Source organism: Halomonas sp. THAF5a (assembly GCF_009363755.1).
Classification (GTDB): Bacteria; Pseudomonadota; Gammaproteobacteria; order Pseudomonadales; family Halomonadaceae; genus Halomonas.
In genome coordinates this window covers 3587690-3602191 of the sequence record NZ_CP045417.1, presented here as the reverse complement: position 1 = coordinate 3602191, position 14502 = coordinate 3587690, and the positions used below count along the sequence as shown (strand labels likewise).

The 14502-nt window shown below is 63.9% G+C and carries 17 protein-coding genes; all 17 read left to right on the top strand.

The window, feature by feature from the left end:
* Positions 1-53 precede the first annotated feature (53 nt).
* On the top strand, positions 54-4271 hold the full coding sequence (gene rpoC / locus FIU83_RS16380) for a DNA-directed RNA polymerase subunit beta' (protein ID WP_152485013.1): 4218 nt from the start codon (positions 54-56) through the stop codon (positions 4269-4271).
* A 148-nt stretch (positions 4272-4419) separates the two neighbouring features.
* A complete protein-coding gene (rpsL, locus tag FIU83_RS16375) occupies positions 4420-4794 on the top strand; it encodes a 30S ribosomal protein S12 (protein WP_089848264.1) in 375 nt (124 codons plus the stop codon).
* A 131-nt stretch (positions 4795-4925) separates the two neighbouring features.
* Positions 4926-5396 carry a 30S ribosomal protein S7 gene (rpsG, locus tag FIU83_RS16370; RefSeq protein WP_108447075.1) on the top strand — a complete coding sequence of 157 codons (471 nt, stop codon included), beginning with the start codon at positions 4926-4928 and terminating at the stop codon, positions 5394-5396.
* 44 nt (positions 5397-5440) lie between these two features.
* Entirely contained in the window at positions 5441-7561 is a 2121-nt protein-coding gene (fusA, locus tag FIU83_RS16365) for an elongation factor G (protein WP_152485012.1), read from the top strand.
* Between the two features lie 29 nt (positions 7562-7590).
* Positions 7591-8784 carry an elongation factor Tu gene (tuf, locus tag FIU83_RS16360; protein WP_152485011.1) on the top strand — a complete coding sequence of 398 codons (1194 nt, stop codon included), beginning with the start codon at positions 7591-7593 and terminating at the stop codon, positions 8782-8784.
* A gap of 163 nt (positions 8785-8947) precedes the next feature.
* Entirely contained in the window at positions 8948-9259 is a 312-nt protein-coding gene (gene rpsJ, locus FIU83_RS16355) for a 30S ribosomal protein S10 (RefSeq protein ID WP_089848256.1), read from the top strand.
* A gap of 156 nt (positions 9260-9415) precedes the next feature.
* Positions 9416-10054 carry a 50S ribosomal protein L3 gene (rplC, locus tag FIU83_RS16350; RefSeq protein WP_152485010.1) on the top strand — a complete coding sequence of 213 codons (639 nt, stop codon included), beginning with the start codon at positions 9416-9418 and terminating at the stop codon, positions 10052-10054.
* A 14-nt stretch (positions 10055-10068) separates the two neighbouring features.
* A complete protein-coding gene (gene rplD / locus FIU83_RS16345) occupies positions 10069-10677 on the top strand; it encodes a 50S ribosomal protein L4 (protein WP_152485009.1) in 609 nt (202 codons plus the stop codon).
* On the top strand, positions 10674-10970 hold the full coding sequence (rplW, locus tag FIU83_RS16340; protein ID WP_040183135.1) for a 50S ribosomal protein L23: 297 nt from the start codon (positions 10674-10676) through the stop codon (positions 10968-10970). The genes rplD and rplW overlap by 4 nt, the downstream gene beginning before the upstream one ends.
* 17 nt (positions 10971-10987) lie before the next feature.
* The gene (gene rplB / locus FIU83_RS16335; RefSeq protein ID WP_152485008.1) at positions 10988-11818 is read left to right on the top strand and encodes a 50S ribosomal protein L2; all 831 of its coding nucleotides are present in this window, start codon (positions 10988-10990) and stop codon (positions 11816-11818) included.
* Between the two features lie 33 nt (positions 11819-11851).
* The gene (rpsS, locus tag FIU83_RS16330; RefSeq protein ID WP_071943800.1) at positions 11852-12127 is read left to right on the top strand and encodes a 30S ribosomal protein S19; all 276 of its coding nucleotides are present in this window, start codon (positions 11852-11854) and stop codon (positions 12125-12127) included.
* Between the two features lie 18 nt (positions 12128-12145).
* Complete coding sequence (rplV, locus tag FIU83_RS16325; protein ID WP_089848247.1) at positions 12146-12478, top strand: 50S ribosomal protein L22; 333 nt, start codon at positions 12146-12148, stop codon at positions 12476-12478.
* 11 nt (positions 12479-12489) lie between these two features.
* Entirely contained in the window at positions 12490-13188 is a 699-nt protein-coding gene (gene rpsC, locus FIU83_RS16320) for a 30S ribosomal protein S3 (RefSeq protein ID WP_089848246.1), read from the top strand.
* 15 nt (positions 13189-13203) lie between these two features.
* Positions 13204-13617, top strand: a complete 414-nt coding sequence (gene rplP / locus FIU83_RS16315; protein WP_071943806.1) for a 50S ribosomal protein L16 — start codon at positions 13204-13206, stop codon at positions 13615-13617.
* Positions 13617-13808 (top strand): 50S ribosomal protein L29, encoded by a 192-nt coding sequence (rpmC, locus tag FIU83_RS16310; protein ID WP_040183129.1) that lies wholly within the window; start codon positions 13617-13619, stop codon positions 13806-13808. The genes rplP and rpmC overlap by 1 nt, the downstream gene beginning before the upstream one ends.
* Before the next feature lies 1 nt (position 13809).
* On the top strand, positions 13810-14070 hold the full coding sequence (gene rpsQ / locus FIU83_RS16305) for a 30S ribosomal protein S17 (RefSeq protein WP_152485413.1): 261 nt from the start codon (positions 13810-13812) through the stop codon (positions 14068-14070).
* A 52-nt stretch (positions 14071-14122) separates the two neighbouring features.
* Positions 14123-14494, top strand: a complete 372-nt coding sequence (gene rplN / locus FIU83_RS16300; protein WP_089848244.1) for a 50S ribosomal protein L14 — start codon at positions 14123-14125, stop codon at positions 14492-14494.
* Positions 14495-14502: the final 8 nt, after the last annotated feature.

Genomic DNA, 14502 nt, shown 5'->3' with positions numbered 1-14502 from the left:
CGCGGGGGTGGCAACGCCCCCGCCCATGACAACTCCGCAACGGAGCCGACCCCATGAAAGATTTGGTGAAAGTCCTCAAATCGCAGTCGCAGTCCGACGAGTTCGACGCGATCAAGATCACCCTGGCGTCGCCGGACATGATCCGCAGCTGGTCCTACGGCGAGGTCAAGAAGCCGGAGACCATCAACTACCGTACCTTCAAGCCGGAGCGCGACGGCCTGTTCTGCGCCAAGATCTTCGGCCCGGTGAAGGACTACGAGTGCCTGTGCGGCAAGTACAAGCGCATGAAGCACCGCGGCATCATCTGCGAGAAGTGCGGCGTGGAGGTCACCAAGGCCGCCGTGCGCCGCGAGCGCATGGGCCACATCGAGCTGGCAAGCCCGGTCGCGCACATCTGGTTCCTCAAGTCGCTGCCGTCGCGCATCGGCATGTTCCTGGACATGACCCTGCGCGACATCGAGCGCGTGCTCTACTTCGAGAGCTTCATGGTCATCGACCCGGGCATGACCACCCTCGAGCGTGGCCAGCTGCTCAACGACGAGCAGTACTTCGAGGCCCTCGAGGAGTTCGGTGACGACTTCGACGCCCGCATGGGCGCCGAGGCGGTCCAGGCGCTGCTCAAGGACATCGACCTCGAGGAGGAGATCGGTCGCCTGCGCGAGGAGATCCCGCAGACCAACTCCGAGACCAAGATCAAGAAGCTCTCCAAGCGCCTCAAGCTGCTCGAGGCCTTCCAGGGCTCGGGCAACGACCCGGCGTGGATGGTCATGGAGGTGCTGCCGGTGCTGCCGCCGGACCTGCGTCCGCTGGTGCCGCTGGACGGTGGCCGCTTCGCGACCTCCGACCTCAACGACCTCTACCGTCGCGTGATCAACCGCAACAACCGCCTCAAGCGGCTGCTGGACCTCAACGCGCCGGACATCATCGTGCGCAACGAGAAGCGCATGCTGCAGGAGTCGGTGGACGCGCTGCTCGACAACGGTCGTCGCGGCCGGGCCATCACCGGCTCGAACAAGCGCCCGCTGAAGTCGCTGGCCGACATGATCAAGGGCAAGCAGGGCCGTTTCCGCCAGAACCTGCTGGGCAAGCGCGTCGACTACTCCGGCCGCTCGGTCATCACCGTGGGCCCGACCCTGCGCCTGCACCAGTGCGGCCTGCCGAAGAAGATGGCGCTCGAGCTGTTCAAGCCGTTCATCTACTCCAAGCTGCAGTCGCTGGGCTATGCCTCCACCATCAAGGCCGCCAAGAAGATGGTCGAGCGCGAGCTGCCGGAGGTGTGGGACATCCTCGCCGACGTCATCCGCGAGCATCCCGTGCTGCTCAACCGCGCGCCGACCCTGCACCGCCTCGGCATCCAGGCCTTCGAGCCGCTGCTGATCGAGGGCAAGGCGATCCAGCTGCACCCGCTGGTGTGTGCCGCCTACAACGCCGACTTCGACGGTGACCAGATGGCGGTGCACGTGCCGCTGACCCTGGAAGCCCAGCTCGAAGCCCGCGCGCTGATGATGGCCACCAACAACGTGCTGTCACCGGCCAACGGCGAGCCGATCATCGTGCCGTCCCAGGACGTGGTGCTGGGTCTGTACTACATGACCCGCGAGCGCATCAACGCCAACGGCGAGGGCATGGTCTTCTCCGGCCTCGACGAGGTGGAGCGCGCCTTCGGCACCCAGAGCGTGTCGATGCACGCCCGCGTCAAGGTGCGCCTGGAGGAGGTCGAGATCGACGAGAAGAGCGGCGAGGAGCGTCGTCAGCGTCGCATCTACGACACCACCGTCGGCCGTGCGCTGCTGTTCCGCATCCTGCCCGACGGCGTGCCCTTCGAGCTGGTCGACCAGCCGATGAAGAAGAAGGCCATCTCCAAGCTGATCAACGAGGTGTACCGCCGCGCGGGCCTCAAGCCGGCGGTGATCTTCGCCGACCAGCTGATGTACACCGGCTTCCGCATGGCCACCTGGTCCGGCGCGTCCATCGGCGTCAACGACTTCGTCATCCCGGATGCCAAGGCCGAGATCGTCGAGGGCGCCGAGGACGAGGTGAAGGAGATCGAGGACCAGTTCTCCTCCGGCCTCGTGACCGCCGGCGAGAAGTACAACAAGGTCATCGACATCTGGGCCCGTGCCAACGACCAGGTCGCCAAGGCGATGATGACCGGCATCTCCAAGGAGACCGTGGTCGACCGCGAGGGCAACGAGGTCGAGCAGGACTCCTTCAACAGCGTCTTCATCATGGCCGACTCCGGCGCCCGGGGTAGTGCCGCGCAGATCCGCCAGCTGGCCGGCATGCGTGGCCTGATGGCCAAGCCGGACGGCTCGATCATCGAGACGCCGATCGTCGCGAACTTCCGCGAGGGCCTGAACGTCCTCCAGTACTTCATCTCGACCCACGGCGCGCGCAAGGGCCTGGCGGATACGGCACTCAAGACCGCCAACTCCGGTTACCTGACCCGCCGCCTGGTCGATGTGGCCCAGGACATGGTGATCACCGAGCCGGACTGCGGCACCGAGACCGGCCTGACCCTGCACCCGGTCATCGAGGGCGGCGACATCATCGTCTCCCTGGCCCAGCGCGTGCTCGGCCGCGTGGTCGCCCAGGACGTGGTCGACCCGAGCACCGAGGAGGTGCTGATCCCGCGCGGTACCCTGCTTGACGAGGCCTGGTGTGCCGAGCTCGACACCATGGGCGTCGACGAGATCGTCGTGCGCTCGACCATCACCTGCGAGACCAGCCACGGCGTCTGCTCGGCCTGTTACGGTCGCGACCTGGCGCGCGGTCACCAGGTGAACATCGGCGAGTCCGTGGGCGTCATCGCCGCCCAGTCGATCGGCGAGCCGGGCACCCAGCTGACCATGCGGACCTTCCACATCGGCGGCGCGGCCTCCCGGGCCTCCGCGGTGGACAGCGTCCAGGTCAAGCACGGCGGCAAGGTGCGCCTGCACAACATCAAGCACGTCGAGCGCGGCGACGGCAAGCTGGTGGTGGTCTCTCGCTCCAGCGCCCTGGCCGTCGCCGACGAGCATGGCCGCGAGCGCGAGTACTACAAGCTGCCCTACGGCGCCGAGCTGGACGTCCGTGACGGCGACCAGGTCGAGGCCGGCCAGGCCGTGGCCAAGTGGGATCCGCACACCCACCCGATCATCGCCGAGGCCGAAGGCCAGGTGCAGTACGCCGACCTCGACGAGGGCGTGACCATGCACCGCAGCGTGGACGAGATGACCGGTCTCTCCTCCATCGAGGTGATCGAGTCGGCGGCGCGTCCCATGGCGGGCCGCGACAAGCGCCCGATGATCATGCTCACCGACGCGGCGGGCAAGGCGGTCACCGTCTCGGGCTCCGACACCCCGGTCCAGTACCCGCTTCCCGGCAAGGCGATCATCACCGCCGACAACGGCGCGAAGATCGGCGTCGGCGAGGTGGTGGCCCGTATCCCGGTCGAGGCGACCGGCAACAAGGACATCACCGGGGGTCTGCCCCGCGTGGCCGACCTGTTCGAGGCGCGCAAGCCGAAGGAACCGGCGATCCTCGCCGAGATCAGCGGCGTGATCAGCTTCGGCAAGGAGACCAAGGGCAAGCGTCGCCTGACGATCACCCCGGAAGCCGGCGACCCGTTCGAGATGCTGATCCCGAAGTGGCGCCAGATCGCGGTCTTCGAGGGCGAGACGGTGGAGAAGGGCGAGGTCATCTCCGACGGCCCGAGCAACCCGCACGATATCCTGCGTCTGCTGGGCATCGCCGAGCTGGCCAAGTACATCACCGCCGAGGTGCAGGACGTCTACCGCCTGCAGGGCGTGGGCATCAACGACAAGCACATCGAGGTGATCGTGCGTCAGATGCTGCGCAAGGTGGAGATCACCGACGCCGGCGACAGCGACTTCATCCCGGGCGACCAGGCCGAGCTGGTCCGCGTGCTCGAGCAGAACGCGCGCCTGGAGCAGGAAGACAAGTTCCCGGCCAAGTACCAGCGGCTGCTGCTGGGTATCACCAAGGCGAGCCTCGCCACCGAGTCGTTCATCTCCGCGGCCTCCTTCCAGGAGACCACGCGGGTGCTGACCGAGGCGGCGGTGACCGGCAAGCGTGACTACCTGCGTGGCCTGAAGGAGAACGTGGTGGTGGGTCGTCTGATCCCGGCCGGTACCGGCCTCACCCACCACGCGGAGCGTCGCCGCAAGCGTGAAGACGCCGAGCGGCTGCTCCACCCGTCGGCCTACGACGTCGAGCAGGAGCTGGGCGCCCAGCTCACCGCGCTCGACTCGGACGACGACGAGATCTGACGCCGGCGTCGCGGCCTGCGCCCTCCCGGGGGCGCAGGCTTGACGACGTGACGCGTCAGCCATTAGAATGCGCAGCCTTTAACAGTGGGGCGGGTGCGCCCGCACCCGCTGCGAAGGCAAGGCAACCCATTGGAGTCAGCTACACACCATGGCAACGATCAATCAGCTCGTGCGCAAGCCGCGCAAGCGCCAGGCCGCCAAGAGCGACGTGCCGGCGCTGCAGGCCTGCCCGCAACGTCGCGGGGTCTGCACCCGTGTCTACACCACCACCCCGAAGAAGCCGAACTCCGCACTGCGTAAAGTGTGCCGCGTTCGTCTGACCAACGGTTACGAGGTCTCCTCGTACATCGGTGGTGAAGGCCACAACCTCCAGGAGCACTCCGTGGTCCTGATCCGCGGCGGTCGTGTAAAGGACCTTCCCGGTGTGCGTTATCACACCGTGCGTGGCGCCCTGGACACCTCCGGCGTGCAGAACCGTAAGCAGGGCCGTTCCAAGTACGGCACCAAGCGTCCGAAGGCCTGATCGGCCTCGCACGCAGCAGTCACCCAATTTTGAACACGGTCTGATAAGAGTAAGGTCGAGCGCGGTCTGCCACATGGCGAGAGGCCGAGCGTCTCGGGTTTACCTGAAGGATCCTTTGATGAGGGCTTATCATGCCTAGAAGAAGAGTTGCGGCTAAGCGCGAGATCCTGCCGGATCCCAAGTTCGGAAGTGAGCGCCTGGCGAAGTTCATGAACCACCTGATGATCAGCGGCAAGAAGTCCGTAGCTGAGCGCATCGTCTACGGTGCGCTGGACAGGGTTGCCGATCGTAGCAAGGAAGAGCCGCTGGAGATCTTCGACAAGGCGCTGGAAACCATCCAGCCGATGGTCGAGGTCAAGTCCCGCCGCGTCGGCGGCGCGACCTATCAGGTGCCCGTGGAAGTTCGCCCCTCGCGCCGTCAGGCCCTGGCCATGCGCTGGCTGGTCGATGCGGCCCGTCGCCGTGGCGAGAAGACCATGGTGCAGCGCCTCGCTGGTGAGATGCTCGATGCCGCCGAAGGCAAGGGCTCGGCCGTGAAGAAGCGTGAAGACGTGCATCGTATGGCAGAAGCCAACAAGGCCTTCTCTCACTACCGCTTCTAAGTGCGTCCCTTTCGACGCACCGCCAACCAACGGGGAGTTCCATCGTGGCTCGCAAGACTCCGCTAAATCGCTACCGCAATATCGGTATCGTGGCGCACGTAGACGCCGGCAAGACCACCACTACCGAACGCGTCCTGTTCTACACCGGCCTCTCTCACAAGGTCGGCGAGGTCCATGAGGGCGCTGCCACCATGGACTGGATGGAGCAGGAGCAGGAGCGTGGTATCACCATCACCTCCGCGGCGACCACCTGCTTCTGGCAGGGCATGAACAAGCAGTTCGATGAGCACCGCATCAACATCATCGACACCCCGGGACACGTCGACTTCACCATCGAGGTGGAGCGTTCCCTGCGCGTGCTCGACGGCGCCGTCGTGGTGCTGTGCGGCTCCTCGGGCGTCCAGCCGCAGACCGAGACCGTCTGGCGTCAGGCCAACAAGTACGAAGTCCCGCGCATGGTGTTCGTCAACAAGATGGACCGTACCGGCGCCGACTTCTTCATGGTGGTCGACCAGCTGAAGGAGCGTCTCGGTGCCAACACCGTGCCGATCCAGATCAACTGGGGCACCGAGGACGAGTTCAAGGGCGTCATCGACCTCATCCAGATGAAGGCCATCCTCTGGGATGAGGCCAACTTCGGGATGAACTACGACCTCGTCGACATCCCGGCCGAGCTCCAGGAGACCGCCGAGAAGTTCCGCGAGGAGATGGTCGAGTCCGCCGCCGAGGCCTCCGAAGAGCTGATGGACAAGTACCTCGAAGAGGGCGACCTGTCCATCGAGGAGATCAAGGCCGGCCTGCGTCGTCGTACCCTCGACAATGAGATCGTCCTGGTCACCTGCGGCTCCGCCTTCAAGAACAAGGGCGTGCAGGCCGTGCTGGATGGCGTCATCGAGTACATGCCGTCGCCGACCGAGGTCAAGGCCATCGAAGGCGAGCTGGACGACAAGGATGGCACCATCGCCACCCGCGAGGCGGACGACAAGGCGCCCTTCGCCGCCCTGGCCTTCAAGATCGCCACCGACCCCTTCGTCGGCACCCTGACCTTCATCCGCGTCTACTCGGGCGTGCTGAAGTCCGGCGACAGCGTCTACAACTCCGTGAAGCAGAAGAAGGAGCGCGTCGGTCGTATCGTCCAGATGCACGCCAACTCCCGCGAGGAGATCAAGGAAGTGCTGGCCGGCGACATCGCCGCCTGCATCGGCCTGAAGGACGTCACCACCGGCGACACCCTGTGCGATCTGAACGACAAGATCGTGCTCGAGCGCATGGAATTCCCGGATCCGGTCATCTCCGTGGCCGTCGAGCCGAAGTCCAAGCCCGACCAGGAGAAGATGGGCATCGCCCTGGGCAAGCTGGCCCAGGAAGATCCCTCCTTCCAGGTGCGCACCGATGAGGAGACGGGTCAGACCATCATCTCCGGCATGGGTGAGCTCCACCTGGACATCCTCGTCGACCGCATGCGTCGCGAGTTCAAGGTCGATGCCAACATCGGCAAGCCGCAGGTCGCCTACCGCGAGACCATCCGCGGTACGGTCGAGCAGGAAGGCAAGTTCGTCCGCCAGTCCGGTGGTCGCGGTCAGTTCGGTCACGTGTACCTGCGGATCGAGCCCCTCACCGCCGAGGACAAGGGCGAAGACGAGGACATGCACTTCAAGTTCGCCTCGGAGATCGTTGGCGGCGTGGTTCCGAAGGAATACGTGCCGGCCGTCGAGAAAGGGGCCTACGAGCAGCTGCAGAACGGTGTCATCGCGGGTTACCCGATGATTGACGTCAAGGTCACGCTGTTCGACGGTTCCTACCATGACGTGGACTCGAACGAGACCGCGTTCAAGGTGGCCTCTTCCATGGCCATCAAGGAAGGTGCCAAGAAGGCGAAGGCCGTGCTCCTGGAGCCGGTGATGAAGGTCGAGGTCGTGACCCCGGAAGACTTCATGGGTGACGTCATGGGCGACCTGAATCGCCGTCGCGGCCTCGTCCAGGGCATGGATGACACCGCCATGGGCAAGGTCATCCGCGCCACGGTACCTCTGGCTGAGATGTTCGGTTACGCGACCGACCTGCGCTCTCAGACCCAGGGCCGCGCGAGCTACGTGATGGAGTTCGCGGATTACGAAGAGGCGCCGTCCAGCGTCGTTGAAGCCGTCATCAACCAGAACGGTTAACCGTTAGCTAACGTAAAGAGGTTATAGCAGTGGCTAAGGAAAAATTTGAACGTTCCAAACCGCATATCAACGTCGGTACCATCGGTCACGTCGACCACGGCAAGACCACGCTGACTGCGGCCCTGACTCGCGTTTCTGCCGAGGTGTTCGGCGGTGACTGGAGCGAGTTCGACGCCATCGACAACGCCCCGGAAGAGCGTGAGCGCGGCATCACCATCGCCACCTCTCACGTGGAGTACCAGTCCGAGACGCGTCACTACGCGCACGTCGACTGCCCCGGCCACGCCGACTACGTCAAGAACATGATCACCGGTGCCGCCCAGATGGACGGCGCTATCCTGGTCTGTTCCGCTGCCGACGGCCCCATGCCGCAGACTCGCGAGCACATCCTGCTGTCTCGCCAGGTCGGCGTGCCGTTCATCGTCGTGTTCCTGAACAAGGCCGACATGGTCGACGACGAGGAGCTCCTGGAGCTGGTCGAGATGGAAGTTCGTGAACTCCTCGACGAGTACGACTTCCCGGGCGACGACACCCCGATCATCACCGGTTCCGCCCTGATGGCCCTGGAAGGCAAGGACGACAACGGCATGGGTACCACCGCCGTTGCCAACCTGATCAAGGCCCTGGACGAGTACATCCCGGAGCCGGAGCGTGCCATCGACCAGCCGTTCCTGATGCCGATCGAGGACGTCTTCTCCATCTCCGGCCGCGGCACCGTGGTCACCGGCCGCGTCGAGCGCGGTGTGGTCAAGGCGGGCGAAGAAGTCGAGATCGTCGGTATCAAGGACACCGTCAAGACCGTCGTGACCGGCGTCGAGATGTTCCGCAAGCTGCTCGACGAAGGTCGTGCCGGTGAGAACGTCGGCGCCCTGCTGCGTGGCACCAAGCGTGACGACGTCGAGCGCGGTCAGGTCCTGGCCAAGCCGGGCACCATCACCCCGCACACCAAGTTCGAGGCCGAGGTGTACGTGCTGTCCAAGGACGAGGGTGGTCGTCACACTCCGTTCTTCAAGGGCTACCGTCCGCAGTTCTACTTCCGTACCACCGACATCACCGGTACCTGTGAGCTGCCGGAAGGCGTCGAGATGGTCATGCCGGGCGACAACGTCAAGATGGTCGTCAGCCTGATCGCTCCGATCGCCATGGACGACGGCCTGCGCTTCGCCATCCGCGAAGGCGGTCGTACCGTCGGCGCCGGCGTCGTGGCCAAGATCATCGAGTAAGCGTTTCCTCGCTTGATCGATCGAAGGGGGCTCCGCCAGGAGCCCCCTTTCTGCGCACCGGAAGTGAGTGTTTGACTCTCACTGTCGGCGTGCCTATAATGCGCATCCTTTGAATGCGTGGGTTGACGGCTCGCGCCGTCAGAATCCATTGGAGTTAGGGCAAATGCAGAACCAGAAGATTCGCATTCGGTTGAAGGCCTTCGACCATCGCCTGATCGACCAGTCCGCCGCGGAGATCGTAGATACCGCCAAGCGTACCGGCGCCCAGGTCCGTGGTCCGATTCCTCTGCCGACCAATCGCGAGCGTTACACCGTGCTGGTGTCTCCGCACGTCAACAAGGACGCGCGCGATCAGTACGAGATTCGTACCCACAAGCGGGTGCTCGATATCGTCGAGCCCACCGAAAAGACCGTTGATGCCCTGATGAAGCTCGACCTCGCCGCCGGCGTGGACGTGCAGATCAAGCTCGACTGATACCACACTAGACACTCGCGGCCCAGCGTTCGCCCTCTCCTCTGAAGGTGTCCAGCAGCCGCCGCGCCGGGATGGCGCCACACAACGTGCTAGTGGAATGCTCTGGAAAGGGCAGCCATAGCGGGTGATAGCCCCGTACACTATAGGAGACTGAGAATGACTATCGGTTTAGTCGGTAGGAAGGCCGGTATGACCCGCGTCTTCACCGAAGACGGCGCATCCGTGCCCGTGACCGTGATCGAGGTTGAGCCTAACCGTGTGACTCGCGTCAAGTCCGTCGAGTCCGACGGCTATGCCGCGGTTCAGGTGACAGCCGGCTCCCGCAAGGCCAAGCATCTGTCGAAAGCCCAGGCCGGGCAGTTCGCCAAGGCAGGTGTCGAGGCCGGTCGTTCGCTGATGGAGTTCCGCCTGGCAGAAGGCGACGAGGCTCCGGAAGTGGGCGGCGAACTCACCGTATCCCTCTTCGAAGCTGGTCAGATGATCGACGTGACCGGCACCTCCAAGGGCAAGGGCTTCCAGGGCGCCGTCAAGCGCTGGAACTTCCGCACCCAGGACAACAGCCACGGTAACTCCCTGGCCCACCGCGCACCGGGTTCTATCGGCATGTGCCAGACCCCCGGCCGCGTGTTCAAGGGCAAGAAGATGGCCGGCCAGCTGGGCAACGCTCGCTGCACCGTGCAGAGCCTGGAAGTGGTCCGTGTCGACGCCGAACGCAATCTGCTGCTGATCAAGGGTGCCGTGCCTGGCGCTACCGGCAGTGATGTCATCGTGCGCAGCGCCGTCAAAGCAGGCTGAAGGGGAACTTACCGATGAATCTGAATCTTGCAGGTGCAGGCGCCGGTGCTGTCGAAGTATCCGATGCCACCTTTGGCAAAGAATTCAATGAGGCCCTGGTGCACCAGGTCGTCACCGCCTACCTGGCCGGTGGTCGCCAGGGCACTCGTGCCCAGAAGAACCGTTCCGACGTGCGCGGCGGCGGCAAGAAGCCGTGGCGCCAGAAGGGCACCGGTCGTGCCCGTGCCGGCACCATCCGTTCGCCGATCTGGCGTGCCGGTGGCGTGACCTTCGCGGCGCGTCCCCAGGATCACTCCCAGAAGGTCAACCGCAAGATGTACCGCGCGGCCATGCGCTCGATTCTCTCCGAGCTGGTCCGTCAGGAGCGTCTGGTGGCCGTCGATGCCTTCGCCGTCGAAGCGCCCAAGACCAAGCAGCTGGTCGCCAAGCTCGAGGAGCTGGGGCTGGAGAAGGCGCTGATCGTGACCGAAGAGGTCGACGAGAACCTGTACCTCGCCGCCCGCAACATCCCGAACGTGGATGTGGTGGACGTCGCCGCCGCTGATCCGGTGAGCCTGGTCGCCTTCGACAAGGTGCTGGTCACCGTCTCCGCTCTGCGCAAATTCGAGGAGAAGCTGGCATGAACCAGGAACGTGTATTCAAGGTTCTGCTCGGTCCGCACGTGACCGAGAAGGCCGCCATGGCCGCCGAGCGCAACCAGTACGTGTTCAAGGTGGCAAGCGACGCGACCAAGCCCGAGATCAAGGCTGCCGTACAGGAGCTGTTCGGCAAGAAGGTCGACCGTGTTCAGGTGCTGAACATGAAGGGCAAGACCAAGCGCACCGCGCAGGGTCTGGGTCAGCGCAAGGGTTATCGCAAGGCGTACGTGACACTGGCCGCCGGCGAGACGCTTGAAGACTTCTCTGGCGCCGAATAAGGGCAGGAGTACGGATCATGGCAATCGTCAAGACTAAACCCACATCCGCCGGTCGTCGCCACGTCGTCAAGATCGTTGGTGAGGAACTGCACAAGGGCCGCGCGTACGCGCCGCTGCTCGAGAAGCAGTCCAAGTCCGGTGGCCGTAACAACTACGGTCGCATCACCACCCGCCACGTGGGCGGTGGGCACCGTCACCACTATCGGATCATCGACTTCAAGCGCACCAAGGACGGCATCCCGGCCGTGGTCGAGCGCCTGGAGCATGACCCGAACCGTAGCGCTCACATCGCGCTGCTGAAGTACATGGACGGCGAGCGTCGCTACATCATCGCCCCGCGCGGCGTGAGCGCTGGCGATCGTCTCGAGTCCGGCGTCAACGCGCCCATCAAGAAGGGCAACGCGCTGCCGCTGCGCAACGTCCCGCTGGGTTCCACCGTGCACTGCATCGAGCTCAAGCCCGGCAAGGGCGCCCAGATCGCTCGCAGCGCCGGTACCAGCGCCCAGCTGGTGGCTCGCGAAGGCAACTACGCCACCCTGCGTCTGCGCTCCGGCGAGATGCGCAAGGTGCTGTCCGAGTGCCGCGCGACCCTGGGCGAAGTGAGCAACACCGAGCACAGCCTGCGTCAACTTGGCAAGGCCGGTGCGAAGCGCTGGAGAGGCGTGCGTCCGACCGTTCGCGGCGTGGCCATGAACCCGGTGGATCACCCGCACGGTGGCGGTGAAGGCCGCACCAGCGGTGGTCGTCACCCGGTGTCTCCGTGGGGTATCCCCACCAAGGGCCACAAGACCCGCAAGAACAAGCGCACCGACAAGCTGATCGTCCGTCGCCGCAAGGCCCGGAAATAAGATCCAACGCCAAGACATTAAGAGGTAACGGCTGTGCCACGTTCACTGAAGAAAGGTCCTTTTATTGACCTTCATCTGCTGAAGAAGGTTGAGACTGCAGTGGAGAAGGGCGACCGCAAACCGATCAAGACCTGGTCGCGTCGCTCCATGATCCTGCCCAACATGGTCGGGCTCACCATTGCTGTCCATAACGGTCGCCAACACGTCCCGGTGCACGTCTCCGAGGAAATGGTTGGCCACAAGCTGGGCGAATTCGCTGCTACCCGCCTTTATCGCGGTCACGCGGCGGACAAGAAAGCCAAACGGTAAGCCAGAGAGGATTGAGAGATGGAAGTCACAGCAAAGCTGCGTGGCGCTCGTTTATCCGCCCAGAAGGCCCGTTTGGTGGCTGACCAGGTGCGCGATAAGCCGGTCGCCGAGGCGCTCGACCTGCTGACCTTCTCCCCGAAGAAGGCCGCGAAGCTGGTCAAGAAGGTGCTGCAGTCCGCCATCGCGAATGCGGAAGAAAACAACGGCATGGATATCGACGAGCTGCGTGTCTCGACCATCTGCGTCGATGAGGGCATGACGCTCAAGCGCATCCGTCCGCGCGCCAAGGGCCGTGCGGATCGCATTCTGAAGCGCACTTGCCACATCACCGTCAAGGTAGCCGAGAAGTAGGAGTCGACCAGATGGGTCAGAAAGTCAATCCAACAGGCATTCGCCTGGGTATCGTCAAAGACCATACCTCGGTGTGGTATGCCGAGCGCGGCGCTTACGCCGACAAGCTGAACAGCGATCTCGAGGTGCGTCGCTTCCTGGAAGAGCGTCTGAAGAACGCCTCCGTGAGCAAGATCACCATCGAGCGCCCGGCCAACAACGCCCGCATCACCATTCACACTGCCCGCCCGGGCATCGTGATCGGCAAGAAGGGCGAGGACGTCGATCGCCTGCGTCGCGACGTCACCCAGATGATGGGCGTGCCGGTGCACGTCAACATCGAGGAAGTCCGCAAGCCGGAACTCGACGCCCAGCTCGTCGCGCAGAACATCGCCGGCCAGCTCGAGCGCCGCGTGATGTTCCGTCGTGCCATGAAGCGTGCCGTGCAGAACGCCATGCGTCTGGGCGCCGGCGGCATCAAGGTGCAGCTCTCCGGTCGCCTCGGCGGCGCGGAAATCGCCCGCACCGAGTGGTACCGCGAAGGTCGCGTCCCGCTGCACACCCTGCGCGCGGACATCGACTACGCCACCTACGAGGCCAAGACCACCTACGGCATCATCGGTGTCAAGGTCTGGGTCTTCAAGGGTGAAATCCTCGGGGGCATCGAGGAGGTCCGTGCCAAGGCGAAGCAGCCGCAGGCCGCACCCTCCAAGAAGAAAGGTTCCAGGTAAGGGGAGAGCGAGTCGATGTTACAACCCAAGCGTATGAAGTTCCGCAAGGTGCAGAAGGGCCGCAACCGTGGCCTGGCGCATCGCGGAAGCAAGGTGAGCTTCGGCGAGTACGGCCTCAAGGCCACTGGCCGGGGTCGCGTCACCGCCCGTCAGATCGAAGCCGGCCGTCGTGCCATCACGCGTCACGTCAAGCGTGGCGGCAAGATCTGGATCCGTGTCTTCCCCGACAAGCCGATTTCCAAGAAGCCGCTGGAAGTCCGGATGGGTAAGGGTAAGGGCTCCGTCGAGTACTGGGTCGCCCAGATCCAGCCGGGTCGGGTCCTGTACGAGATCGAAGGCGTTTCCGAGGAGCTGGCTCGCGAGGCATTCGCCCTGGCCGCCCAGAAGTTCCCGGTCTCCACCACCTTTGTGAAACGGACGGTGATGTGATGAAAGCCCAGGAAATTCGTGAAAAGTCCGCAGAGCAGCTCCAGGAGCAGCTTTTCGAACTCCTCCGCGAGCAGTTCAACCTGCGCATGCAGAAGGCCACCGGTCAGCTGAGCCAGACTCATCTGCTCAAGCAGGTTCGTCGGGATATCGCCCGCGTGAAGACTGTGCTCAACGAGAAGGCAGGTGACTGAGATGGTCGTAGAAAAGAAAGCCCGTACGCTCACCGGCAAGGTGGTGAGCGACAAGATGGACAAGTCCATCGTTGTCATGATCGAGCGTCGTGAGCGCCACCCGATCTACGGCAAATATGTCAAGCGCTCCACCAAGCTGCACGCCCACGACGAGTCGAACCAGGCCAAGGCCGGCGACACGGTCTCCATCGAAGAGTGCCGTCCGCTGTCGAAGAACAAGTCCTGGACCCTGGTCGAAGTCGTCGAACAGGCCAAGGGTTGATCGGCCAAGGCCGATCGATCCCGTGCAGTCAGATTAGGTTTGGAGAAAACCGATGATTCAGACTCAGACAATGCTGGATGTCGCTGACAACAGCGGAGCGCGCCGGGTGCAGTGCATCAAGGTGCTGGGCGGTTCTCACCGCCGCTACGCGCATGTCGGCGACGTCATCAAGGTCACGGTGAAGGAAGCCATTCCGCGTGGCAAGGTCAAGAAGGGCCAGGTCCTCAAAGCGGTGGTGGTTCGCACCCGTAGTGGCGTCCGTCGTAACGACGGCTCGCTGATCCGCTTCGATGGAAATGCGGCTGTGTTGTTGAACAACACCAACGATCAGCCGATCGGTACCCGTATCTTCGGGCCGGTGACGCGTGAACTTCGCAACGAGAAGTTCATGAAGATCATTTCCTTGGCGCCTGAAGTGCTGTAAGGAGCGAG